Here is a 21,071-nt window from a genome sequence, read left to right as displayed (position 1 = left end):
TAATTAACGTAAAGGTAAGGTAATTGTCCTTAGAGTTTTTTACAAGGACCCGCTGGTGTAACCTCATCACACTCACGAGACAGGCGCGTAAATGGACACCTTATTCAGCATCAATGAACTGGCCGAGCAATTTGACATCACTGCGCGAGCCATCCGCTTTTATGAAGATAAGGGCTTAATTGTCCCGGGGCGGGCGGGATCACGTCGGGTTTATACGCGCCGCGACCGAGGCCGCTTGCAGCTCATATTGCGTGGTAAGCGCTTGGGGTTCAGTCTCGAGGAAATACGCCAGTACCTAAACCTTTACGACCAGGATCCCACCCTCGTGTCTCAGATGCAGCTGTTGCTGAACAAGGTAGAGGAGCGCCGCGTTCAGCTGGTTCAGCAACAAAAAGACATAATTGAGACATTGGCAGACTTGGACGGCATTCGTCAGCAAACCGAAGGGCTATTGGCGGCGGCCGAAGGTACTAAGTAGGTGGCTACTTTTTAGCGCATTCCTGACTAGGCTTGGGGCATGAAAATTTGCCTGGGCTTGCTACTGATAATGGCGTCGATGTCGGTACTGGCGTCGTGATTTGAGGGGGTGTTGCTTAGTCTGGCATTCGAATTGGAGTCCAGGCCACCACGTGGTCTTCTAGATCGCCGGCATCGGATTCATGAACGACTTTGCCACGGGCACTGTGACCACCTTGGTGCATTGCGTCGCTTGAACCGGTGATCAATGGGTGCCATGCCGGGATCTGCTGTCCATAGTAAAGGCGGCGATAGGCACAGGTCTCGGGCATAGTCGGAAAGGCTTGAGGCAACTCCAACGACACTTTGTTGCACTCGGGCACCAGGGTTTGACGCTCTGGGTAACGCGTACACTGGCAGCTATCCAGATCGATTAGATCGCACACCACGTCGGTTTGATAGACCTGGTCCAGGTCGTCTTGCAACAGGTGCACGCAGCACAACCCGCAGCCATCACACAGCGACTCCCACTGGGTGTCGTTCATGTCCGCTAACGCGGTGGTTTGCCAAAACGGCTTATCCATGGGTTCGGTTCTTGCCTACATTAAGTTGAATCATCAATTCTGCTTCTTCCAGCGGTAGCGCCAAGGTCCGCGCCAATTCGTCGGCCCCAGCCCCGCGTGTAATGAGTTCAGCGGCCCGCGCATATTTGGCGTCGTCGCCCTGCCCCTCGGCGGCGCCTTTGCCGACCGCTGCGGTTAAGCCGCGGTAACTTCGCGCCAATACCGTTTGCATCTGTTCGGTCGCTTTGATGCGCGCTTGCATTTGCTCGATTCGCGCGCGGTCACTTAACTGGGCACGCCCAATAACCACCGCCAGCAGCAACGCAGCCGTTGCCAGCACCAGCGCAGCCACCGCGATCAAAACAGGTCCATTTCTGCACTGGCATCCGATTTGCCCAATAATTTTTCGATCGACAATAGGATATACAGCCGGTCGTCTTTGTTACAGACCCCCGAAATGTATCGGGCCGCGTCATCGTTGGAAATCCGCGGGGACCCTTCGATTTCAGAGCGGCGCAGGTAGACTACTTCCGAGACCTGATCGACCAGCAGCCCAATGACTTCTCCGCTGTACTCGACAATCACAATACGAGTTTCGTCGGTGATGGGAGCGTCTTCGTGGCTCAGCCGCACACGAGCATCGACCACGGTGACGACGCTGCCACGCAGGTTAACGATGCCGAGCACGTCGTGCCCTGCCCCAGGCACCGGCGCAATTTCGGTATAGCGCCGAACTTCTTGAACGAACATGACATCGATGCCATAGGTTTCGTTGCCCAGCCGAAAGGTGACCCACTGCAATAAGGGGTCATTGGCCTGCTGTTTGGCGTTGCTCATGATTCTAGCTCCATTAATTGTTCAACCATCCCCTGCAAGCCGACCATGGCGCAGCGCTGATCAGACCAGGTGCCCGCCAGCCATGGCCGGCTGCAAGTGTCGTCGCGCCACGTCACGGCGCCTTCGGGCACGTTAACTTCGTCGGCGATCGCGTCGGCGGCCAACGCGATGCCAAGGCCCGCAATCACAATCAGCTTGCGGTAACTGGCACGCATGCTCGGTTGGTATCGATCACCCATGACTAGGTACGCCGTGTCGACCACGATCGCGCTGCCGGTGTCGGTTTCCGCCATGCCCCAACGCCAGGGTTGTTCGGGATCGGTGGTGTCACTTTGAACGCGGCCTTTATACATGACTTGGGTTACGCACGACTGGGGAATTGCAAAGGAAATACCGGACACTTCCAGCAGCATGGCCGAGCTGCGCCCGTCTTTGCTCCACTGGTTCAGCGGGCCGATGCCACTGGTTGAAAACGCGTGGGGCTCGATGGCGGCAGGTGTCATCGGTGGTGCCACAGGGGCGATTTCTGCGCTGTCTGGGGTGTCGGTGGATGATGCGTCAAATTCGCGGTCATCTGCGCTGAGTGCGCCGTCGTTTTTTTCTGGCACAGACTCGATTAGCTCGGCCTGATCAATAAAGTCAGTCAGAGCGCCAATAAAGTCACCGGCTACTTCGTCAGTCAGTAGAGTGCCGGTGGTGACCGCATCTAGGCTGGCCAGCTGTGGCTCGGAGCTTTCGGGGGCATGGATGTCGGGCCCCAATAGGTCATCAAAATAGTCCAATACGTCTTTGTTCATACGGCCATCCACGCGCCCGGTTTGTCTGGTGTTTCCACGCACTCGGTGCCCGCTGCAATGTCACGCAACAACTGTTCATAGGCATCCAGCCCGCGGCTGGACTCGTTGATCTGGGCCGGTGATATTTGTTGGCGCGAGGCTTCGCGCAGCAGTGTGTCGACGGGCACGGCGCCGCGCCACAAGGAATCCGGATAGCGCCGGCGCAATTCGTTCAAACAGTCTTTGCCGGCGCGGGTACGTTTGTCATGCAAGGTCGGCACGATCAAGTGCGGCGGTGCACTGCCGCGGCTTTTCTTAACCATTTCCAAGGTTCGGACCATGCGTTCTAGGCCTTCGAGTGCCAACGGCTCTGTTTGTGATGGCAGCATCAGACGGTCCGAGGCGGCCAGCACATTGACCATCAACAGCCCCAGCACAGGCGGGCTGTCGAGCAACACATAGTCGAATTCGGTGGCGATCAAGCGCAGAGCCCGTGCGATCGCCATGCCCATGCCGCCGGTGCTGGCTTTTTTACGCTCCAAGGCGGATAAGGCCGCGGAGCCGGGGATCAATGATAGGTCCGGCTCGCCCGTTGGGCGTACTGAATTGATGATTTGCACGGCGGAGGGTTCGTCGAATAGGGAGGCGGTGGTGTTGTCGCTGTCGTCGGCGGATAAGCCGAAGTACCGCGTCAAGGATCCCTGCGGATCCAAATCCAGCATCAGTACGCGCTGGCCTTGTTTGGCCAAGATCCCACCGATCGCGACGGTGGTCGTGGTTTTCCCCACGCCGCCTTTTTGATTAACGACACCCCAGATTTGCATTCACTCGTTTCCTAAAGGTTCAGTCAATCAATTGACGATGGACCGATTAGTTAGAACAGAGCAATCTGTGTGCCAGTTATGCAGCGTAGCGTTTCAACAGACTGCCGATGTCCAATATCAACGCCATACGACCGTCGCCGGTGATAGTCGCACCGGCCATCCCTGCCGTGCCCTGTAGCATCTTGCCCAGCGGCTTGATGACGACCTCTTCTTGGCCGATCAGATGGTCGACCACCAGCGCTACGCGCATGTTGCTGACGGTGACAATCACGACATGCCCGGATGTCACTTTCTCGAATGGGTTGGCGCCTTTGACCAGCCATCGCTTTAAATAAAACAGCGGCAGCGGTCGGCCCCGAACGATGATGACTTCTTGGCCATCGACGACGTTGGTTTCGGTCAGGTCCAGGTGGAAAATTTCGTTAACGCTGGCCAGCGGCAGCGCAAAGGCTTGCTGTTGTAATAGCACCATGAGCGTCGGCATGATCGCCAATGTCAGCGGTACTTTGATTTCGATCCGAGTGCCGCGGCCTTTTTCGGACAATACCGCCAACGCCCCGTTGAGCTGGGAAATTTTGGTTTTGACCACATCCATGCCAACGCCGCGACCGGAGACGTCGCTGATGGCTTCCTTGGTTGAAAAACCGGCGTCAAAAATTAGGTTGTAAGCGTCCGAGTCAGACAGGCGCGAGGCAGCCTCGGAGTCCATCATGCCCTTCTCTACCGCCTTGTTACGCAACACCTCGGCGTCCATACCGGCGCCGTCATCGGTAATCGACAACAGGATGTGATCGCCCTCTTGCTTGGCCGATAGCACAACGGTGCCCTTGCGCGGTTTGCCGCTGGCTTCGCGCACGGCTGGCGTCTCGATGCCGTGGTCGACCGAGTTGCGGACCAAATGGACCAATGGGTCCGATAGCGCCTCGACCAAATTTTTGTCGAGATCGGTCTCCTCGCCCACCAGTTCGAGGTTGACCTCTTTTTCCAGTGAACGGGCGAGGTCACGCACGACGCGCGGGAAACGGCCAAAGACTTTTTTGATTGGCTGCATGCGGGTTTTCATAACCGCGCTTTGCAGGTCCGCCGTGACTACATCCAAGTTGGCAACGGCTTTACCCATATCCTCGGAGGTCTCGGTTTTGTCAGACAACCGAACCAGGCGGTTGCGCACCAATACCAGCTCCCCGACCATGTTCATGATGTCGTCTAACCGCGCGGTGTCGACGCGTACGGAGGTTTCCTCTTTCGGCTTGGCGGGCGTTACCGCCTTTGGACGCACAGGCATTGGCGCCACGTTGTTGGTCGGCGCCGCAGCGGCGGCCGGTGCAGTCTCGGCCGGCGTACTGCTGGCGTGTTGGCCTTCACCGTGCAGCTGGTCCAGCAGTGCCTCAAACTCATCTTCGGTGATTTCATCGTCACCGGTGGTTTCGGTTTTTGGGGTTTCCAGCTCCGCGCTCGCTTCGGCCAAAGCCGGCCCGCCCATCTGGCCTTCGCCGTGCAATTCATCCAGCAAGGCTTCGAATTCATCGTCGGTAATCAGATCAGTCGCCGGCGCGTCGCCTGCTAACTCGCTGTCACTGTGGTCAACTACGGGGGCGATCGCGTTCAGCATGGCTTCAAACTCAGCCTCCGACGCGTCGCTTCCGGCGGCGTCAGCGATCGGCAACTCAGCAGCCTCGGTCGATTCGTCGAGCGATTGCGGTTCAGAAACTGCCGTAGTCGGCGCCGTCTCGCCCGCTTCAAGCGCGTGCAGGCGTGCAATCAGCGCCGGATCGGCTTTCGAGGCGGGCTGACCGTCGTTGACTTCGCCGAACATGCGTTGGACTTCGTCCAGTGCGTTGAGCACCGCGTCCATCAGCTCGGCGTTGACACTCAATTTGCCGGAACGCAGCGAGTCAAATAGGTTTTCGGTGATGTGACAGCACTCGACCATGGCATCGATGGCCAAAAATCCCGCACCGCCTTTGATGGTGTGAAATCCACGGAAAATTGCATTCAGCAGGTCATAGTCCTCGGGGCGCTGCTCGAGCTCGACGAGCTGTTCGGACAGGGCTTCGAGAAGCTCGCCGGCCTCAACCAAAAAATCCTGGAGGATTTCTTCATCCATTGTACTGGCTCCTAAAACCCAAGACTCGATAGCAAGTCATCGACGTCGTCTTGGGATGCCATGGCGTCATTTGCCTTGGCGTTAACTTGTGGCCCGACCCCTTTGGACAGGTCTTTGTCGACTTTTTCCGGTGCATCATGGCCCAGCGCGTGGTCGACGCTGGCGGCATGCGAGACCAGCCCCACCAGTCCCTGTTCTACTTCACGAATCATGGTGATGACGCGCTCCAAGACCTGCCCGGTCAGGTCTTGGAAATCCTGTGCTAAAACAATCGCTTGCAGTCGTTCATTCAGTACTGTGGCATCGTCAACCGTTTCCGACAAAAAGTTGCCTACCTGGGCGTACAGCGCCTTGAATTCGTCGACGCTCAGTTGCCGCTTACCGAGTTTTTCCCAGTCCGCCGCCAGTGTTTCCGCTCGCCGCTGCAACTGGGTTGCATAGGGCTGGGCATCATCAACCGCATCCAATACGTTTTCGGCAGCCGTTTGTGTGGCTTTAATCACATACGACAATGAATCGGAGGCTTCCTCGACGCGGCTTTGGCCCTGGACTTCGGTGTGTAGGCTGTTGATGGCGTCATACAGCGAACGGGTTAGCCGCCCGACGTCCTGAAACAGGGCGTCATATTGTTGCTGTTGGCAACGTGCAAGCAGGTCATTGACGCCGTCACGATCATCGCTCTGGACGAGCTGTTGCAGCCTCAGGTACTGCTCATCCGATAGGCCATCAAGCATTGATACGCTCAAAGATCTTTTCGATTTTTTCTTTCAGTGTGGCCGCGGTGAAGGGCTTGACCACGTAACCGTTGACCCCGGCTTGGGCGGCCATGATGATCTGTTCACGCTTGGCTTCGGCGGTCACCATCAGCACTGGGATGTGTTTCAAATTTTCGTCGGCACGCACTTTTTTAAGCAAGTCCAAGCCGGACATGCCAGGCATGTTCCAATCCGTGACCAAAAATTCGATTTGGCCGGTTTTAAGAATCGGTAACGCGGTTAGACCGTCATCCGCCTCGACGGTGTTGGTAAAGCCCAAGTCACGTAACAGGTTCTTGACGATCCGGCGCATGGTCGAAAAGTCGTCGACCACCAATATTCTCATGTCTTTATTCAAGTTGGGTTTCCTCCAAACCTTTAGGAATGCTCGTTCCACATACTCAATCGGCCTCGCAAACGCGCGGCGGCCTGGGAATGAATCTGGCTGACTCGGGATTCGGTGACACCGAGGACCTCGCCAATTTCCTTGAGGTTGAGCTCTTCTTGGTAGTAGAGCGCCAGCACTAATTTTTCACGCTCAGGGAGTTTGTCGATCTGAGTGGCCAAAGCTTTAGTGAAAGCTGCTTTTTCGTTGTTTTGTTCTGGCGATAATTCGGCGCTTGCGATGGCGCCGATGCTAAAGCCGGCGTCGTCTTCGGGGTCGGACAGTTCGTCGTAACTGAACAGCCGACTGCCGCTGACGTCGGCCAGGGTGCCGTGGTACTCGTCCAGTGTGATGCCAAGCCGCTGTGCGACTAAGGTTTCACTGGCGGCACTGCCGGTTTCGCGTTCAATTTCGGCAATCATTTCGGCAATTTCCCGGGCTTTGCGGTGGACGCTGCGGGGCGCCCAACCGAGCCTGCGGATTTCATCCAGCATGGCCCCACGGATACGAATGCCCGCATAGGTGCTAAAGGTTGCGCCCTTGGTGCCGTCGAATTTTCCGGCTGCTTCGGCCAATCCGATCATGCCCGCTTGAATCAAGTCGTCCACTTCTATGTGCGACGGCAGGCGCATCAGCAAATGGTGAGCGATGCGCTTGACCAAGGGCGCCGTTTCCAGCATCAGGTGGTGAACCCGAGCGTGGGCGGCTTCTGGGGTTTGGTAAGGGTTGCTTGCCAATGTAGCCATTAGACTCCTCCAGCCAAAAGACGCTCGACGAAAAACTCTAGGTGCCCGCGTGGACCGCCCTGCTTGGGCCAATTATCAACCCGCGCAGCCAGAGCGCGAAAGGCACGCGCGGCGTTTGACTGGGGAAAGGCTTCGAGCACTGGCTTTTGCTTCTGGACCGCTTTGCGGAGGTTTTCGTCGAACGGGATCAGCCCCTCATATTTCAGGGTGAGATCCAAAAATCGCTCACTTACGGTGTGCAACTTGTTGTAAATGTTCTGGGCTTCTTTGGTGCTTCTAGCCATGTTGGCGACCACGCGGAAGCGGTTCATGCCGTGTTCTTTGTTGAGGATTTTCATCAGCGCGTAAGCGTCGGTGATAGAACTGGGTTCGTCACACACCACCAACAGCACTTCGTGCGCGGCGCGGGTAAAGGTGATGACGCTGTCGCTAATGCCAGCGGCGGTATCGATCACCAATACGTCCAGGTCGTCGCCAATGTCGCTGAAGGCTTGTACTAACCCCGCGTGCTCCATACTTTCTAACTGGCTCATGCGTTGAATGCCACTGGCCGCGGGGACTACCCGGATGCCGTGGGTCTGGACCAGGACGTCACGTAAGTCGGCTTCGCCGGAGATCACGTCGAACAGCGTCTTTTTGGGTTTGATGCCCAGTTGCAAGTCCACGTTAGCCAGGCCCAGGTCGGCGTCCATGAGCACCACTCGACGCCCCAGGTTCGCCAGCGCGAGGGACAAGTTGACCGACACGTTGGTTTTACCAACGCCCCCTTTACCACCGGATACGGCAATGACCTGAACAGGTTTCATCAAACAGCCTTACTTTCGAATGCATGTGTTGACTGGCGAGCCAGCAATAACGCTTGGTGAAACAGAGAGCTGGCCTTGCCTTCCTGAATATCGTCCGGAATGCGTTGTCCGTCTGTGCTCCATGCCACGGGTAACTGAGATTCAAGCGTCAAACTTAGTGCTTCGCCCAAGTTACACGCCTCGTCCAGTTTAGTCAGGATCATACCGCTTAGCGCGAGTTTTCCTTGGGCTCGGTACACCGAGCGCGCCGCTGCGATCTGTTGTGTGGCCGAGGATACCAGCCACACAGTGGCGTCTTTTAGCTCGCTGATTTGTTGTTGTTGGCGCCGGAATCCGGGATCGGCCGGTGTTAACCCTGCGGTATCCACCAGCACCTGCGGGGCGGCAATTTTCTGGCGCGCCTCGAGCAGTGATTCGTCGGGCGATACGGTGACCACCTGAACCCCCAGCACGCGGGCCAGAGAGCTGGCAATCAGGCCGGCGCCCATGCGCCGACTGTCCAAGCTAATAATGGCGACGGAGTTGGCGCCGCCTTGGATGACTTTTTGGGCCGCCAATTTGGCAATGGTCGTGGTCTTGCCGGACCCAGCCGCACCGACGAACACCTGGCTTGGCGCGTGTAGTCCGGGCGCTTTGACCACCGCCAGTGCTTTGGCGACGGCATTCAAACCATCTCGAATCGGGTCTTTGTGTGAACGGGTCATATCCAGTCGCATGATTGCTTGGCGCGTAAAGCCAATGCCCTCCAATGCGTCGACCGTGCTCGAGCGCGCCGCGGGCACCGGCTCCGCTGTGGCGGCTACGGGTGGCGGCGAGACGGCGCTAATCATGTGTTTAAGTTCGACCAGTTGGCTGCGCAGCTCGGTGATTTCCGGCGCCACTGTCGAGCGGGCGGGGAGACCGTGCCGGGTCCGTTGATCGACGCTACCATTTAAGTCGACGCCAAACTGCGCGGCTAAGTCGCGGCCCGTCTGGCGGGCGCGCTGGGCAAAGCGCTCTTGGCTACCAATGCCATAATCATCGCGGGTTGTCGCGGCAATCGACGGCACCGGGCCGGTCGATACCAGCAACTCGATCCCGTTTGGAATGGCCCGATTGGCTAAAATATTGACCTGTTCACCAAAGCGCTCTTTGGCCTGTCGCAAAGCACTGCGCATGTCCCGGGCTTGAATTCGTTGGTTGCTCATGGTCTTGCTCCTATGCGCCCTGTTGGCCGACGTTGGCCACAATGGTCACTTGTTTGTTCTCTGGCACTTCCTGGTACGCCAGAACGTGCATCGTGCGTGCGCCAAAGCGCGCAAATCGAGCCAGTAGCGGTCGAATGGGGGCGGATACCAGCAGCACCGGTGGTCGCCCTTCCATTTCGAGCTGATCGGCGGCGGCAATCAATGACCGCTGCAAACGTTCCGCCAGTTGCGGCTCCATGACGGCCTCGTCGGCAGCACCGCCAGATTGCTGACTCTGCTGTACACTGGTTAGCAATAACTGTTCCAACTCTGGATCCAGGGCAATGACGCGCAGTTCGGATTCGTTGCCGTTGATCCCGTCAATAATCACCCGGGCTAAATGTTGCCGCGCCGCAGCCGTCAGCGCTTCGGCGATGCCGCGGAAGTCGCGCACCGGGACTTCTTCACGCAGCAGTGACTTCAATACCTGCAGCAACTGACTGAGGCTAACCGACTCCGGGACCAGGTTTTCCGCCAGCTTTGGCGAGGTGTCGCGCAATTTTTCGAGCAGCTGGTTGACGTCATCGTGGCTCAATAATTCGTGAGCTGACTGGACCAGAATTTGATTCAAGTGGGTGGCGACCACGGTTGACGCATCGACTACGGTGTACCCGAGGGACTGGGCTTGATCGCGGCGCGATTCGGGGATCCAGACGGCGTCCAAGCCGAACGCGGGGTCCTGGGTGCGCTCACCGTCCAAGTTGCCAAACACCTGGCCGGGGTTAATCGCCATTTCCATGTCAGGGTTGATCTCCGCCTCGCCCACGGCCACCCCATTCAGCGTCAAGCGGTAGGCGGTCGGTGACAACTCCAAATTGTCACGGATGTGAACACTGGGTAATAGAAAGCCCAGTTCGCGCGACAGTTTTTTGCGCACGCCTTTGACCCGAGCCAATAGCTGCCCACCCTGCCCACGATCGACCAGCGGAATCAGGCGATACCCGACTTCCAATCCAATGCGGTCAACCGCCTCGACGTCGTCCCACGACAGCTCCGGCAAGGGGTCGTTAACGGGTGCGCGTGCTGCGCCCGGTTCGTTCGTTATACCGTCGGACAGCGCGCCGGGCACCTTGGGCTCGGACTCGACCGATACCGTCGGCCGCTGGTTTAGGTAGTACGCAGTCACACCGACGCCGATCGACAGCAGCCCGAAGGCAATGTGGGGCATGCCCGGCACGATCGCCATGACCATTAACACGCCCGATGCGATCGCCAGCGCCTTGGGTGAACCAAGCTGGTTGCGCACCTGAACGCCCATGTCGTCGTCGCTGGTGGCACGGGTCACGATCATCGCCGCGGCCGTCGACAGCAACAGCGAAGGGACCTGTGCGACCAAGCCATCGCCGATCGTCAACAGCACATAGATGCGTGATGCGTCGGCAAAGGCCAGGTCGTGTTGTGCCACGCCGATGGCCAAACCGCCAACAATGTTAATGATCAAAATCAGGATGCCGGCGACGGCGTCACCGCGGACGAATTTACTGGCACCGTCCATCGAGCCATAGAACTCGGACTCTTGGGCGATTTCTTGGCGCCGCGCTTTGGCTTGCTCTTGCGTCAATATACCGGCGTTTAAGTCGGCGTCGATGGCCATTTGCTTGCCGGGCATAGCGTCCAAGGTGAAACGTGCCGTGACTTCCGAGACTCGACCGGCACCCTTGGTGACGACCACAAAGTTGATGATGATCAAAATCAGGAAGACCACCAAACCGACCACGTAGTTGCCGCCGATGACGACCTCGCCGAACGACTGGATGACCTTACCTGCAGCATCACCACCCTCGTGGCCTTTCAGTAGTACGACCCGAGTTGATGCCACGTTCAGCGCCAGCCTGAGCAGCGTTGCGACCAGCAAAACGGACGGGAAAATAGCGAAGTCTAGCGGTTTGCGCGCGTACACCGTGACCAGCAACACCACCAGCGACAGGGTGATGTTAAAGGTAAATAGCATGTCCAGGGCCAGAGCCGGCAGCGGCAATATCATCATGCCCAGCAGTGCCAGCACCATGATCGGAACGGCGAGCTGTGAGCGGATGCCACTAATACTGGGTAACACTGCAGCCACGGAGGCTCCTTAAAATTGACGGTTCTCCGTGGGTCAAAGCGAAATGCGTGCCAGTTAGTCGGGGTCGACCCTGAATTCGGTCGGGATGGGCAGGTTTGAGGGGTGCGCTGGGCGCTGGGCGCGGCCCTTGAAGTGTTCGTTTAGCTGGAACACGTAGGCCAGCACCTGGGCCACGGCGACGTAGAGTCCGGCTGGAATTTCCTGGTCGATGTCGACGCTGTGGTAAAGCGCACGGGCCAAAGGCGGCGTTTCCAAGCGCGCGATGCCGTGTTCGCTGGCTTTTTCGCGGATTCGCATGGCCAGTTCGTCCTTGCCCTTGGCCAGTACGGTCGGCGCGCCGCCACCGTGTGGGTCGTATTTGAGCGCGATCGCGTAGTGGGTCGGGTTGGTGACGATGACGTCGGCGTCGGGCACCTTTTGCATCATTCGGCGATTGGCCATTTCGCGCTGGACTTGGCGCACTCGTGCTTTCAGCTCCGGCGAGCCCTCAGTTTCTTTGAATTCGTCCTTGACCTCTTTCAGGGTCATGCGCATTTTTTTCTTGTGCTCGTACAGCTGGTACGGCACATCCAATGCGGCCACCAAGATCAGCCCGGACACCATGTACAAGACCGTTAGCAACACCGACGTCAGGGCTTTTTCAATCGCCTGTTCAATGGGCATGTCCGCTAGCGACAACAGGATATCGAGCTGGGCCCACAGCGCCGCACCGCCAATGCCGGCAGTCAAGGCAACTTTGAGTACGCTCTTGACCAGCTCGACCAGTGAATTGGCGCTGAACATACGCTTGAGCCCCTGCAGCGGGTTCATGCGTGAGCCTTTGGGCATCAAGGATTTGGCACTTAACAAAAAGCCGCCGACGCCCAAGTTGCCGGCGATCGCGGCGATCATGCCGGCGCCGCCGACCACAATAATGCCGCCGATCACGGCGCGGCTGGATTCACCCAGCAGCGTGGCCATGCTGCTTTTGTCGGCCAACTCGCCGCGGCTGATGGTGAAGGCATCTCGGCCAATCGCAGCCAGGGCCTCAGCCAACATGGAGCCGGCGAAATACATCGCGATCATGCCGAACATCAAGCTCAGCAGCGTCGCCAGTTCTTTTGAGCGCGCAACTTGGCCGTCTTCAAGGCCCTTTTCGAGGCGTCGCTCGGAGGGGTCTTCGGATTTTTCTTGGCCGTCTTCGTTTTCTTCAGCCATCGCGCCCACTCATCACTTCGCGGACGTAACCCAGCGCTTCGGCGGCGAATACTTCAAAGCGCGGCAAGAAACCGTCCAAGCCGATGTACATCGCCAACAGACCACACAGCAACGTGAACGGAAAGCCGAGGGCAAATACGTTCAGCTGGGGGGCGGTACGCGTCATGATGCCAAAGGCGAGGTTAACGATCAGCATCGCGGCGATTGCCGGCAGTGCAATCAGTAGCGCCCCGGCAAACAACCAGCTGCCCAGTTCGGGCAACAGCGCCATGCCTTGAACTAGATTTTGAATATTTCCGATGGGTTGCACGGTAAAGCTGTCGACCAGCACCTGAATCATCACCAGATGCCCGCCTAAAGTCAGCCACAGCAAGGTCACCATCATTAAGTAAAACTGCGACACCACCGGCACCGACACGCCGTTGGAGGGGTCCACCATGTTGGCGAAGCCCAGACCTGCCTGCATGGCGATCGCTTGACCTGCCAAGACGAACATTTGAAACAGCAGCTGAACCACAAAGGCCATGGCCACGCCCATCATGATTTCCTGGCCGATGACCACCAGCATCTGAATGCTGAGCGGATCAATCGCGGGTACGGCGGGAATTAGGGGCTGGATAATCAAGGCCATGATCAGGGCCAGACCGGCACGCACCGGGCCGGTGATGAAGGTTGCGCCCAATATAGGGCCGGCCGCAAAGAACGCACCGATGCGAAAGATCGCAAGCAGCGTGCTCATCAGTTGGTTGATCAGGTCGGCTTCGCCGATGCTCACCCAAGCATCCCGGGGATCGAGGCCAAAATACCGTTGAAGTGCTCCATCATCCGGCGCACCAGCCAAGGACCGGCGACCGAGACGGCGATCAGGGTCGCAAGCAGTCGCGGCAGAAACGACAGCGTTTGCTCGTTAATCTGGGTTGCAGCTTGGAACACACTGACAATCAAACCGACGAACAAACTTGGCAGGATGATCACGCAGACCATCAGCACAATCAGCCACAGGGCTTCGCTAAACGCGTTGACGACTGCATCGGGTGCCATCCTAGACTCCGTAACTGCTCGCGAGCGTGCCCATAATCATGGCCCACCCGTCGATCAAAACAAACAGCATTAATTTAAATGGCAAGCTGATGATAATCGGCGACAACATCATCATGCCCATCGCCATCAGTACGCTGGCCACAACCAAATCGATGACCAAAAACGGAATGAACAGCATGAAGCCGATCTGGAACGCGGTTTTCAGCTCGCTGGTCACAAATGCCGGTACTAATACCTGTAGGGGTACATCTTGGTTACCGTTAAACGCGGCGACGCCGGCCATCTCGCTGAATAGTTGCAGGTCGACCTCGCGGGTGTTCGCCAGCATGAACGCTTTGAGTGGCACGATCGCCGCGTTCAAGGCCTCGACCGAGCCCATGGTTTCGTTCAAATACGGCTGTAAGCCCGCTTCGTTCATCTTGGCAAACACCGGGGCCATGATGAAAAACGTCAAAAACATCGCCAATCCGACCAAGATTTGGTTGGACGGTGACTGTTGCAGGCCGATCGCCTGACGCAAGATTGCAAGCACCACGATGATTCGGGTGAACGCTGTCATCATCATGACCACCGCGGGCAAAAACGACAGTGCGGTCATGATCGCCAAGATTTGCAGCGTCACCGAGTATTCGTTTTCACCGTTCGCGTTCTGGGTCACGGTGAAGGCCTTGATGCCTAGGTCCTCGGCACCGACGATGGTACTCAGCGGCAGCAGCAACAGCCACAGATAACGCATCATTGGCGGCCTCGGTTCAGCGCGCTGGATAGGGATTGGGCGAATGCGGCAGGCGCCGGGACATCGATCGGCGTCGTCGGGTTTTTTAATAATTCCACGCGACCCGGTGCGACTCCCAATAGTAACTGCTCGTCGCCCGCCTGAATCAGCACCACGCGCTCGCGCGTGCCGACGTTGATCGAGCTAAGCACTCGCAGCGGGCCGGGGTTGGTGGCGAGTTGGCCGCCAAATCGCCGAATTAGATAGGCTCCACCGACGATCACGCCCAAAACGACGATCAACGCGGCGAACACGCCAAACAGGTTTCCGGCGTCCATCTATTTGAGCTTTTTGATGCGTTCGGATGGGCTCAACACATCGGTCAATCGGATGCCAAATTTTTCGTTGACCATGACCACCTCACCCTGCGCTATTAGCGTGCCGTTGACCAATACGTCCAGCGGCTCACCGGCAAACCGATCCAGTTCAATGACCGATCCCTGGTTAAGTTGGAGTAAATTGCGAATCGGGATCTGGGTGCGCCCGACTTCCATCGAGATCGACACCGGAATGTCCAAAATCACTTCCAGCTCTGGGTTGTCGCCGTTGCCACCCGGGCTTAGCTCGTCAAAGCCGGCAGGCGCGGTATCGTCCTGTTGTTCCAGCGCTGCCGCCCATTCGTCGGCTAGTGCATCACCGCCGTCGCTGGTGTCGCCCGCGAGGTCAGCAATCAGGTCGTCTGCAATGTTTTGATTGTCGTCACTCATGACTTACCTTTCTTTAGGTTGAAGGGTTGTGCGGTGGGTCGATCGCGGCTGATGGGCCGCTCGACCTGGACCGCGTAGTTGCCTTTGTACTGGCCCATACGGCCAACAAAAGTCGGAATCGAGTTGGCGATCAACTTGACCTCTTTGGGCTCTTCGATCGGTATCACATCGCCGACCTTTAGTTTGTTGACTTCGCGCAGTGTCAGCGTGGTCTGGGCAACGCGACAGGTCACCGGCACCGACGCCTCGATGATGTCTTGCTGGAGCGTCGCGACCCAGCGGTCATCAACGTCATCAACGTCGGACTGAATACCGGCGTCCAACATGTCTTTGATCGGTTCGATCATCGACAGCGGGAACGTCAGGTGCAATTCCCCTCCGCCGCCATCCAGCTCGATGTGAAAGGTCGAGACAATGACACCCTCGGACGGGCTGATAATGTTGGCCATGGCTGGGTTTACTTCGGCGTTCACGAAAGTGAATTCCAGGTCCATAATCGTGCGCCAGGCTTCTTTTAGATCGACGAACATTTGATCCAGAACTTTTTGGACCAGCCGATTTTCTGTCGGCGTAAATTCACGGCCTTCGATTTTGGCGTGACGACCGTCGCCGCCAAAAAAGTTGTCGACCAGTTTGAAGACCAATTTGGCGTCCATCACGAACAGCGCCGTGCCTCGTAACGGCTTGATTTTAATTAGGTTCAAGCTGGTTGGAACGTACAGTGTGTGCATGTACTCGCCAAACTTGAGGACTTGGACGCCGCTGGAGGCGACATCCGCCGTGCGCCGTAATAGGTTAAATAGGCTGATTCGGGTGTAGCGAGCGAAGCGTTCGTTGATCATTTCCAAGGTCGGCATTCGGCCACGAACAATCCGGTCCTGACTGGTCAGGTCGTAATTCGTGGCCGAGCCGTCATCGACACCCTCGTCCGTGTCGACATCGCCGTCATCGACGCCATGCAGCAGTACATCGATTTCATCTTGGCTTAGGATATCTTGCATTACTGGACCACCACCTGTTCAAACAAGGTCGCCTCGACTTTTGCCGCCGATTTGGCCTTGCTCAGGACATCATTAGCAATGGTCGTGAGTTGTTCACGCAGGTCCAGTCGAACCTGTGCATCCATTACCTGTTTTAAGCTCATCTGACGCAAATGAATCGCAAAGGCGTCGGCAATCCGGGGCATGTGCGCACGGATTGCATCCGCAGTGGCTGAGTCACGGGTTACAAGGGTCGATTTGAGCTGGAAGTTACGCACACGCTCACCCTGAAAATACGTGGTCAGTAGCGGCGGTCTTACGCTGACGTACTCGGCCGGACCGGCATCGGGTTCGGTGATGTCGGGCCCTTGACCGTCCTGGTCGCCGTCAACCGATGCTGCGACATTGCCCTCGATAACGATCTCGTTGCCGTCCGCGTCCAACACAGACTCCGCTGGGGTGTCGCGCAACATGAACCACCACACGGCCGCGCCGATGATGCTGAGCAGCAACAATCCGGCCGCGCCCATGATCATGAGTTTCTTTTTACCACCGCTGTCGATGCTGTCATCGGCATCGTCGGTTTTGAGGTTGTCTTCGTCGGCCATGAGCTTATTAAATCCTGTGGTTAAACGCGTTGATCGACCAATCGATCGTTGGCGGCAAGGGACGTAGCGGACTTGTCATCAGTGGAGTCCGAAAGGCTATCAACATCAGCGCTCGCCTGTCCTTGACCGGTCTGAGGTTGGTCATCACTGTCGCGTGCGGTTTGTTGTTGGGCCTGATCACTGACGTCGAACTGGCTCAGGCTAACGCCCTGCTCTGCCAGTTGGTCGCGCAGACGGTTTTGGCCGGCCTCGAGCGCATCGCGTACGCGCCCGTCCGTCGCCACCATGGTGATCTGTGTGCCGTCGTTACCTTGGGCGACTTTCAATTCGATGGTGCCCAGGTGAGACGGGTCCAGGCGCAGTCGTGCCTCGGGCTGTGCATTTCGCAGCATCATTTGGGCCTTTTCGCCGACACTGCGCAGCCACGCGGGGTCATCGAAGTGCGGCAACTTGGTGTCACCCGCCACAGGCGCGGCTGGGGCTTCGGCGCGCGTCGGGGCCGGCGCGGCGGCTGAAGCCTCCACGCGGGCTGCCATCAACCGGCCCTCGGTCACGTTCTCCGCTAGACCAAGACTGCCGTCGGTGGGCATACGGGCCGTACTGATCACGGGCGCCTCGGGGCGTGCTGCGCCGGGGCTACCGATCATCGCGTTAACCTCGTCAACAACTTGACTGATAGCGGGCGCCGGTAGCGCTGAATTGAGCGTCGCCAGCGGCACGTAGCCCGTGCTCGCTGTATTCGCGGGCGTCTGGGCGCTCTGGGTGTTGAGCGCGTTAGCCAGGCGCGACAGCGCTGTCTGTTCGGGTTTGTTCAGCCCAGACGGTTCACGCGTCGTCACGATCAGGCCGGCTGCATCTGGGGTAATCGCGCCCTGGGCTGTTGGTACTGCCATGGTCGCAACCGGCGCAAGGCTCGCTTTGGGCAGTGTTGAGGCCGAGTCGGCCCGCGTCCCCGCAGCCAGCGCGATGAAGTTGCGTTGGGTGTCGGCACGCTCGGGCGATGCGGTGCGGGTTGTGACACTCGCGATGGCGGGCGTTTCGGTGGCGGCAACACGCATGGGCACGGCTGAATTTGTCGCTTCCACGGGGGGGATCGATAACGGCAAGGGTGTGGGCGACGGGGCTGCGATCGTCGTCAATTGGTCAAGCGCATCCGCCAGCGCCGGTAATTCGACGGCCAGCAATGGCAGTTCGGTCTCAATCCAGGCGTCCATGACGGCATCTGGGATTTGCGTTGTGGTACTGGGAATGCCAGCGGTTTCAAGAAACGCGGCCAACGAGGCCTGAATCCCGTCACTGACCTCGATCGGCAGTGCGGCGACCAAAACTGTGAGCGCCACCGAAGCGGGCTGGGCGACCGGCAATAACTTGCCGTTTGTGGTCCCTGCAGCGGCGGATTTTATTGGGTTCATCAAGTTCGCGAACTCGCCACCGCTTTTGAGGCTGGAGCCTGTGGCCTTGGACGCGCTGCTATAGGAGGCTACTGGAGCTGTGGGTGCTATCGCGATGTCTGTCATGCACTAAATCCGTCACTAAGTTGGCGTTAGTGACAATTTAGCAATATGCGTGCCAATTAGACGGTTTCGAGATCACGGATGCTAAGGCCCGGGATATGAAATAACTTATCGAACGCGGTGATCTTTAGCACCTTTTCGATGTCCAAGTTGGCACCCTCGACCGTAATGTTGGATCGGTCACCACCGGCGAAGTCACGCAGTAACAGCATCATGCCCAGTGCCGACGAGTCGACGCTATCGGCATCCGTCAGGTCAACCGTGTAACAACGGGCGCCGCTGCCGAACTTTTGGAAGGCATCTAGGAAGGCTTTGTGCAGTGAAAACCCAAAGCGCCCGGTGACGCGAATGGTCAGGCGCGATTCGGCGCTTAGAAAACTGGTTGAAACCGACATTGACGTTCCTTTGTAAATAAGGGCGTTGATGGATAGCCCTCCTGTTTGCTACGTCTAGAATAGTTCAATCTCGCCCTCGTCGAGTGTACCTTGGGGTACAGCTTGTCGGGTCTCTTCGTCACTACGGGTCCGTATTTGTTGCGCTATAGTACGTATCTGATTGGACGCTAACTCACCGTTTGCAGCCTGTACCAGTACCGGCATGAATTCGGTCAAAATAGTGTCCTGACTCTCCAATGCACGATGGGCCTGCATCAACAACTGGCTGACGATATCGTCGACCTGCATGGACTGAACGGCCAAATTGACGCTTTCGTTAACGTCCTGACTGATTCCGCCGACTTTTTCGAGCTCAAACGAGAATGATTCCGACAATGCATTCAGCCGCGTCAGCATGTCCTCGATACGGCCCTTGCTGTTAATGGCCGTGGTCATGTCGGTGGCCGCCATCGCTTCAACGATCTTTTTGGCGTCGCTGACGGTGCGCTTCATGGTGTGAACTTGCGAGTCGATCTGGTCCGAAAACTTGTTCGAATCCGCGCTTAGCTTACGTACTTCATCCGCCACGACTGAAAATCCGCGGCCAGCTTCACCCGCCCTCGCCGCTTCAATCGCCGCGTTCAGCGCCAACAAGTTGGTTTGGTCGGCAATGCTTTTGATGTCGACAACCAGCTGTTGGATGCGTTCCATCTCCATCACCATGTCGTCAATTTTCTCTACGGTTTGAACGCCGTGTTTGGCAACCTGAATCAAAATGTTGACGTAGTAAGTCAGGACCTCCTCGGTTTCGGTGACGAAGTCCTCGATTTTTAACGCATCCGGTGCGTCGGAGTCTTGAACCACGCCGGACAGCTTTGAGATCAGCGCTTGAACCATCTGGTCTTGGACGGAGGTTTGGCTGTTAAGGCCCATGAACGAGGTGTTCAAGTTAGCCATGGCATCACCCACGAGGTCATGCGTCTTGGTCAAGTCGGCCGACACAAAATTTGACGTGTCCGCGACCTTAATGAGCATGTGGGCGCCGACGGCCTCAACCAACTCGCGCAGCGCTTCGGCGTCGTCGGTCGGCGAAGCGCCGTTGTCCGCAGCCAAACGGATCTCTTCATCCGAGCGTCGCAGCATCGTGAGGACGACGGACAGACCCGCCCCAGCTATCAGCGCGGCACCAGCCGGGACACTGAACGGAGTGGCGACCACCGCGGTGGCACCTAACAGTGCCGGGGTTGTCCATTTGTGCTCGATCCATTGATTCATAGAACTCTCATTTCTTGGAAGCGGCTTTGACTAGGACGTCTGCCATGTGGTCCAGGGGAAAAACACCGTCGGTCGCGCCAAGCGATACCGCAGCGCCGGGCATTCCCCAAACGACTGAACTGTCCCTGTCTTGTGCATAGGTCATCGACCCGTTTTCCTTTAGCTTTAGCAATCCGCGCGCACCATCAGCACCCATGCCCGTTAATAAGACGCCGATCGCACGATCGCCGACTTTTTCGGCCACGCTGTCAAACATGACGTCCACGCTTGGGCGGTGGCGATTGACCGGTTCGCTGTCACTGAGCTTGCAGGTGAGCGCGTCGCCGCGGCCGGAAATCAGTAGATGGTGGCTACCTGGTGCGACGTACGCGCAGCCGGGTTTGATCGGCATGCCGTCCTCGGCGTGGTAGACCTTCATCGGGCATTGGCGATCCAGACGGTTGGCAAAGGACTCACTGAATTCGAGCGGGATGTGTTGGCTAATCACGATCGGCGGGCAGTCGGCGCTGATGCCCTGTAATAAATTGCGAATGGCTTCGGTGCCGCCGGTAGAGGCACCAATGGCAATCAGGCGGCGGGTGTCCCAGCGCTGGCTTTCCAGCGCAACGCGAGGCGTTGGCGTATCTGCACGGGCGATGCTGACCCGGGCGCTGGCAGCCGCCTTGACCTTGCTGATGATTTCCTCGCCGTAGGCTTCGATTTGTCCCGGCGATTGGTTGGACGGCTTTGCCACATAGTCGACCGCGCCGACTTCGAGGGCCTCTAGGGTGGTTGGTGCGCCCTTTTGTGTCAGCGTCGAGATCATGACCACCGGCATTGGCCGCAACCGCATTAAGTTCTTTAAAAAGGTAATGCCGTCCATTTTTGGCATTTCCACGTCCAGCGTGACCACGTCGGGGTTGAGCCGCTTGATCAGCGTACGTGCCTCAAGTGGATCCGCGGCCAAGCCGACCACCTCAATTTCCGGATCCTGCTCTAAAATTGCGGTCACCATGCGCCGAACCAGTGCCTGATCGTCGACCACCAAAACTCGTATTTTTGCCACGTGTAATCC

Annotated in this window: 25 protein-coding genes; 1 reads left to right on the top strand and 24 read right to left on the bottom strand. The window is 57.7% G+C overall.

Features of this window, described 5'->3' with window-relative positions; all coding sequences use genetic code 11:
* Window positions 1-91 precede the first annotated feature (91 nt).
* Window positions 92-478, top strand: a complete 387-nt coding sequence (locus GH975_RS06635; RefSeq protein ID WP_153713771.1) for a MerR family transcriptional regulator — start codon at window positions 92-94, stop codon at window positions 476-478.
* A gap of 115 nt (window positions 479-593) precedes the next feature.
* Here GH975_RS06635 and GH975_RS06630 read toward each other — a convergent pair whose 3' ends face one another.
* From GH975_RS06630 to GH975_RS06515, 24 genes are all read right to left on the bottom strand, one after another.
* The gene (locus GH975_RS06630) at window positions 594-1,040 is read right to left on the bottom strand and encodes a YcgN family cysteine cluster protein (RefSeq protein WP_153713770.1); all 447 of its coding nucleotides are present in this window, start codon (window positions 1,038-1,040) and stop codon (window positions 594-596) included.
* Window positions 1,033-1,371 (bottom strand): DUF2802 domain-containing protein, encoded by a 339-nt coding sequence (locus GH975_RS06625; protein WP_246164787.1) that lies wholly within the window; start codon window positions 1,369-1,371, stop codon window positions 1,033-1,035. Before GH975_RS06625 ends, GH975_RS06630 begins: the two co-directional genes overlap by 8 nt.
* A gap of 5 nt (window positions 1,372-1,376) precedes the next feature.
* The gene (locus GH975_RS06620) at window positions 1,377-1,856 is read right to left on the bottom strand and encodes a chemotaxis protein CheW (RefSeq protein ID WP_153713768.1); all 480 of its coding nucleotides are present in this window, start codon (window positions 1,854-1,856) and stop codon (window positions 1,377-1,379) included.
* On the bottom strand, window positions 1,853-2,653 hold the full coding sequence (locus GH975_RS06615; protein WP_153713767.1) for a hypothetical protein: 801 nt from the start codon (window positions 2,651-2,653) through the stop codon (window positions 1,853-1,855). Before GH975_RS06615 ends, GH975_RS06620 begins: the two co-directional genes overlap by 4 nt.
* Complete coding sequence (locus GH975_RS06610; RefSeq protein ID WP_153713766.1) at window positions 2,650-3,456, bottom strand: ParA family protein; 807 nt, start codon at window positions 3,454-3,456, stop codon at window positions 2,650-2,652. The genes GH975_RS06615 and GH975_RS06610 overlap by 4 nt, the downstream gene beginning before the upstream one ends.
* A gap of 76 nt (window positions 3,457-3,532) precedes the next feature.
* The gene (locus GH975_RS06605) at window positions 3,533-5,563 is read right to left on the bottom strand and encodes a chemotaxis protein CheA (protein WP_153713765.1); all 2,031 of its coding nucleotides are present in this window, start codon (window positions 5,561-5,563) and stop codon (window positions 3,533-3,535) included.
* Window positions 5,564-5,574: 11 nt separating this feature from the next.
* Window positions 5,575-6,297, bottom strand: a complete 723-nt coding sequence (locus tag GH975_RS06600) for a protein phosphatase CheZ (RefSeq protein WP_153713764.1) — start codon at window positions 6,295-6,297, stop codon at window positions 5,575-5,577.
* Window positions 6,290-6,664, bottom strand: coding sequence for a chemotaxis response regulator CheY (gene cheY, locus GH975_RS06595; protein WP_153714796.1), 375 nt, complete (start codon window positions 6,662-6,664; stop codon window positions 6,290-6,292). The genes GH975_RS06600 and cheY overlap by 8 nt, the downstream gene beginning before the upstream one ends.
* 32 nt (window positions 6,665-6,696) lie before the next feature.
* On the bottom strand, window positions 6,697-7,449 hold the full coding sequence (locus GH975_RS06590) for an RNA polymerase sigma factor FliA (RefSeq protein WP_153713763.1): 753 nt from the start codon (window positions 7,447-7,449) through the stop codon (window positions 6,697-6,699).
* Complete coding sequence (locus GH975_RS06585) at window positions 7,449-8,255, bottom strand: MinD/ParA family protein (protein WP_153713762.1); 807 nt, start codon at window positions 8,253-8,255, stop codon at window positions 7,449-7,451. Before GH975_RS06585 ends, GH975_RS06590 begins: the two co-directional genes overlap by 1 nt.
* On the bottom strand, window positions 8,255-9,442 hold the full coding sequence (locus tag GH975_RS06580; protein WP_153713761.1) for a flagellar biosynthesis protein FlhF: 1,188 nt from the start codon (window positions 9,440-9,442) through the stop codon (window positions 8,255-8,257). The genes GH975_RS06585 and GH975_RS06580 overlap by 1 nt, the downstream gene beginning before the upstream one ends.
* Window positions 9,443-9,452: 10 nt before the next feature.
* A complete protein-coding gene (flhA, locus tag GH975_RS06575; protein ID WP_272482778.1) occupies window positions 9,453-11,546 on the bottom strand; it encodes a flagellar biosynthesis protein FlhA in 2,094 nt (697 codons plus the stop codon).
* A 54-nt stretch (window positions 11,547-11,600) separates the two neighbouring features.
* Window positions 11,601-12,743 carry a flagellar biosynthesis protein FlhB gene (gene flhB, locus GH975_RS06570; RefSeq protein WP_153713760.1) on the bottom strand — a complete coding sequence of 381 codons (1,143 nt, stop codon included), beginning with the start codon at window positions 12,741-12,743 and terminating at the stop codon, window positions 11,601-11,603.
* The gene (fliR, locus tag GH975_RS06565; protein WP_246164692.1) at window positions 12,736-13,518 is read right to left on the bottom strand and encodes a flagellar biosynthetic protein FliR; all 783 of its coding nucleotides are present in this window, start codon (window positions 13,516-13,518) and stop codon (window positions 12,736-12,738) included. The genes flhB and fliR overlap by 8 nt, the downstream gene beginning before the upstream one ends.
* Window positions 13,515-13,784 carry a flagellar biosynthesis protein FliQ gene (fliQ, locus tag GH975_RS06560; RefSeq protein WP_153713759.1) on the bottom strand — a complete coding sequence of 90 codons (270 nt, stop codon included), beginning with the start codon at window positions 13,782-13,784 and terminating at the stop codon, window positions 13,515-13,517. Before fliQ ends, fliR begins: the two co-directional genes overlap by 4 nt.
* 1 nt (window position 13,785) lies before the next feature.
* Window positions 13,786-14,523, bottom strand: coding sequence for a flagellar type III secretion system pore protein FliP (gene fliP / locus GH975_RS06555; protein WP_153713758.1), 738 nt, complete (start codon window positions 14,521-14,523; stop codon window positions 13,786-13,788).
* Window positions 14,520-14,837: a flagellar biosynthetic protein FliO gene (gene fliO, locus GH975_RS06550; protein ID WP_153713757.1), complete on the bottom strand. Its 318-nt coding sequence runs from the start codon at window positions 14,835-14,837 to the stop codon at window positions 14,520-14,522. Before fliO ends, fliP begins: the two co-directional genes overlap by 4 nt.
* Entirely contained in the window at window positions 14,838-15,266 is a 429-nt protein-coding gene (gene fliN / locus GH975_RS06545; protein ID WP_153713756.1) for a flagellar motor switch protein FliN, read from the bottom strand.
* The gene (gene fliM, locus GH975_RS06540) at window positions 15,263-16,267 is read right to left on the bottom strand and encodes a flagellar motor switch protein FliM (RefSeq protein WP_153713755.1); all 1,005 of its coding nucleotides are present in this window, start codon (window positions 16,265-16,267) and stop codon (window positions 15,263-15,265) included. The genes fliN and fliM overlap by 4 nt, the downstream gene beginning before the upstream one ends.
* Window positions 16,267-16,854 (bottom strand): flagellar basal body-associated FliL family protein, encoded by a 588-nt coding sequence (locus GH975_RS06535; RefSeq protein WP_153713754.1) that lies wholly within the window; start codon window positions 16,852-16,854, stop codon window positions 16,267-16,269. The genes fliM and GH975_RS06535 overlap by 1 nt, the downstream gene beginning before the upstream one ends.
* A 20-nt stretch (window positions 16,855-16,874) precedes the next feature.
* Window positions 16,875-18,266: a flagellar hook-length control protein FliK gene (locus tag GH975_RS06530; RefSeq protein ID WP_170272575.1), complete on the bottom strand. Its 1,392-nt coding sequence runs from the start codon at window positions 18,264-18,266 to the stop codon at window positions 16,875-16,877.
* Between the two features lie 161 nt (window positions 18,267-18,427).
* Window positions 18,428-18,763 carry an STAS domain-containing protein gene (locus tag GH975_RS06525; protein ID WP_153713752.1) on the bottom strand — a complete coding sequence of 112 codons (336 nt, stop codon included), beginning with the start codon at window positions 18,761-18,763 and terminating at the stop codon, window positions 18,428-18,430.
* A 54-nt stretch (window positions 18,764-18,817) separates the two neighbouring features.
* Window positions 18,818-20,017 carry a methyl-accepting chemotaxis protein gene (locus GH975_RS06520; protein WP_153713751.1) on the bottom strand — a complete coding sequence of 400 codons (1,200 nt, stop codon included), beginning with the start codon at window positions 20,015-20,017 and terminating at the stop codon, window positions 18,818-18,820.
* A gap of 7 nt (window positions 20,018-20,024) precedes the next feature.
* Complete coding sequence (locus GH975_RS06515; RefSeq protein ID WP_211365780.1) at window positions 20,025-21,062, bottom strand: protein-glutamate methylesterase/protein-glutamine glutaminase; 1,038 nt, start codon at window positions 21,060-21,062, stop codon at window positions 20,025-20,027.
* Window positions 21,063-21,071 lie beyond the last annotated feature (9 nt).

Source organism: Litorivicinus lipolyticus (genome assembly GCF_009650135.1).
Classification (GTDB): domain Bacteria; phylum Pseudomonadota; class Gammaproteobacteria; order Pseudomonadales; family Litorivicinaceae; genus Litorivicinus; species Litorivicinus lipolyticus.
Note: the sequence above shows the minus strand (reverse complement) of the source record. Positions and strands in the feature narration are given on the sequence as shown.

What these genes read in the sequence shown, in the direction of transcription:
- GH975_RS06635 (WP_153713771.1), top strand. Translation starts at nt 92, where the DNA reads ATGGACACCTTATTCAGCATCAATGAACTGGCCGAGCAATTTGACATC.
- GH975_RS06630 (WP_153713770.1), bottom strand. Translation starts at nt 1,040, where the DNA reads ATGGATAAGCCGTTTTGGCAAACCACCGCGTTAGCGGACATGAACGAC.
- GH975_RS06620 (WP_153713768.1), bottom strand. Translation starts at nt 1,856, where the DNA reads ATGAGCAACGCCAAACAGCAGGCCAATGACCCCTTATTGCAGTGGGTC.
- GH975_RS06615 (WP_153713767.1), bottom strand. Translation starts at nt 2,653, where the DNA reads ATGAACAAAGACGTATTGGACTATTTTGATGACCTATTGGGGCCCGAC.
- GH975_RS06610 (WP_153713766.1), bottom strand. Translation starts at nt 3,456, where the DNA reads ATGCAAATCTGGGGTGTCGTTAATCAAAAAGGCGGCGTGGGGAAAACC.
- GH975_RS06605 (WP_153713765.1), bottom strand. Translation starts at nt 5,563, where the DNA reads ATGGATGAAGAAATCCTCCAGGATTTTTTGGTTGAGGCCGGCGAGCTT.
- GH975_RS06600 (WP_153713764.1), bottom strand. Translation starts at nt 6,297, where the DNA reads ATGCTTGATGGCCTATCGGATGAGCAGTACCTGAGGCTGCAACAGCTC.
- cheY (WP_153714796.1), bottom strand. Translation starts at nt 6,664, where the DNA reads ATGAGAATATTGGTGGTCGACGACTTTTCGACCATGCGCCGGATCGTC.
- GH975_RS06590 (WP_153713763.1), bottom strand. Translation starts at nt 7,449, where the DNA reads ATGGCTACATTGGCAAGCAACCCTTACCAAACCCCAGAAGCCGCCCAC.
- GH975_RS06585 (WP_153713762.1), bottom strand. Translation starts at nt 8,255, where the DNA reads ATGAAACCTGTTCAGGTCATTGCCGTATCCGGTGGTAAAGGGGGCGTT.
- GH975_RS06580 (WP_153713761.1), bottom strand. Translation starts at nt 9,442, where the DNA reads ATGAGCAACCAACGAATTCAAGCCCGGGACATGCGCAGTGCTTTGCGA.
- flhB (WP_153713760.1), bottom strand. Translation starts at nt 12,743, where the DNA reads ATGGCTGAAGAAAACGAAGACGGCCAAGAAAAATCCGAAGACCCCTCC.
- fliQ (WP_153713759.1), bottom strand. Translation starts at nt 13,784, where the DNA reads ATGGCACCCGATGCAGTCGTCAACGCGTTTAGCGAAGCCCTGTGGCTG.
- fliP (WP_153713758.1), bottom strand. Translation starts at nt 14,523, where the DNA reads ATGATGCGTTATCTGTGGCTGTTGCTGCTGCCGCTGAGTACCATCGTC.
- fliO (WP_153713757.1), bottom strand. Translation starts at nt 14,837, where the DNA reads ATGGACGCCGGAAACCTGTTTGGCGTGTTCGCCGCGTTGATCGTCGTT.
- fliN (WP_153713756.1), bottom strand. Translation starts at nt 15,266, where the DNA reads ATGAGTGACGACAATCAAAACATTGCAGACGACCTGATTGCTGACCTC.
- fliM (WP_153713755.1), bottom strand. Translation starts at nt 16,267, where the DNA reads ATGCAAGATATCCTAAGCCAAGATGAAATCGATGTACTGCTGCATGGC.
- GH975_RS06535 (WP_153713754.1), bottom strand. Translation starts at nt 16,854, where the DNA reads ATGGCCGACGAAGACAACCTCAAAACCGACGATGCCGATGACAGCATC.
- GH975_RS06530 (WP_170272575.1), bottom strand. Translation starts at nt 18,266, where the DNA reads ATGAACCCAATAAAATCCGCCGCTGCAGGGACCACAAACGGCAAGTTA.
- GH975_RS06525 (WP_153713752.1), bottom strand. Translation starts at nt 18,763, where the DNA reads ATGTCGGTTTCAACCAGTTTTCTAAGCGCCGAATCGCGCCTGACCATT.
- GH975_RS06520 (WP_153713751.1), bottom strand. Translation starts at nt 20,017, where the DNA reads ATGAATCAATGGATCGAGCACAAATGGACAACCCCGGCACTGTTAGGT.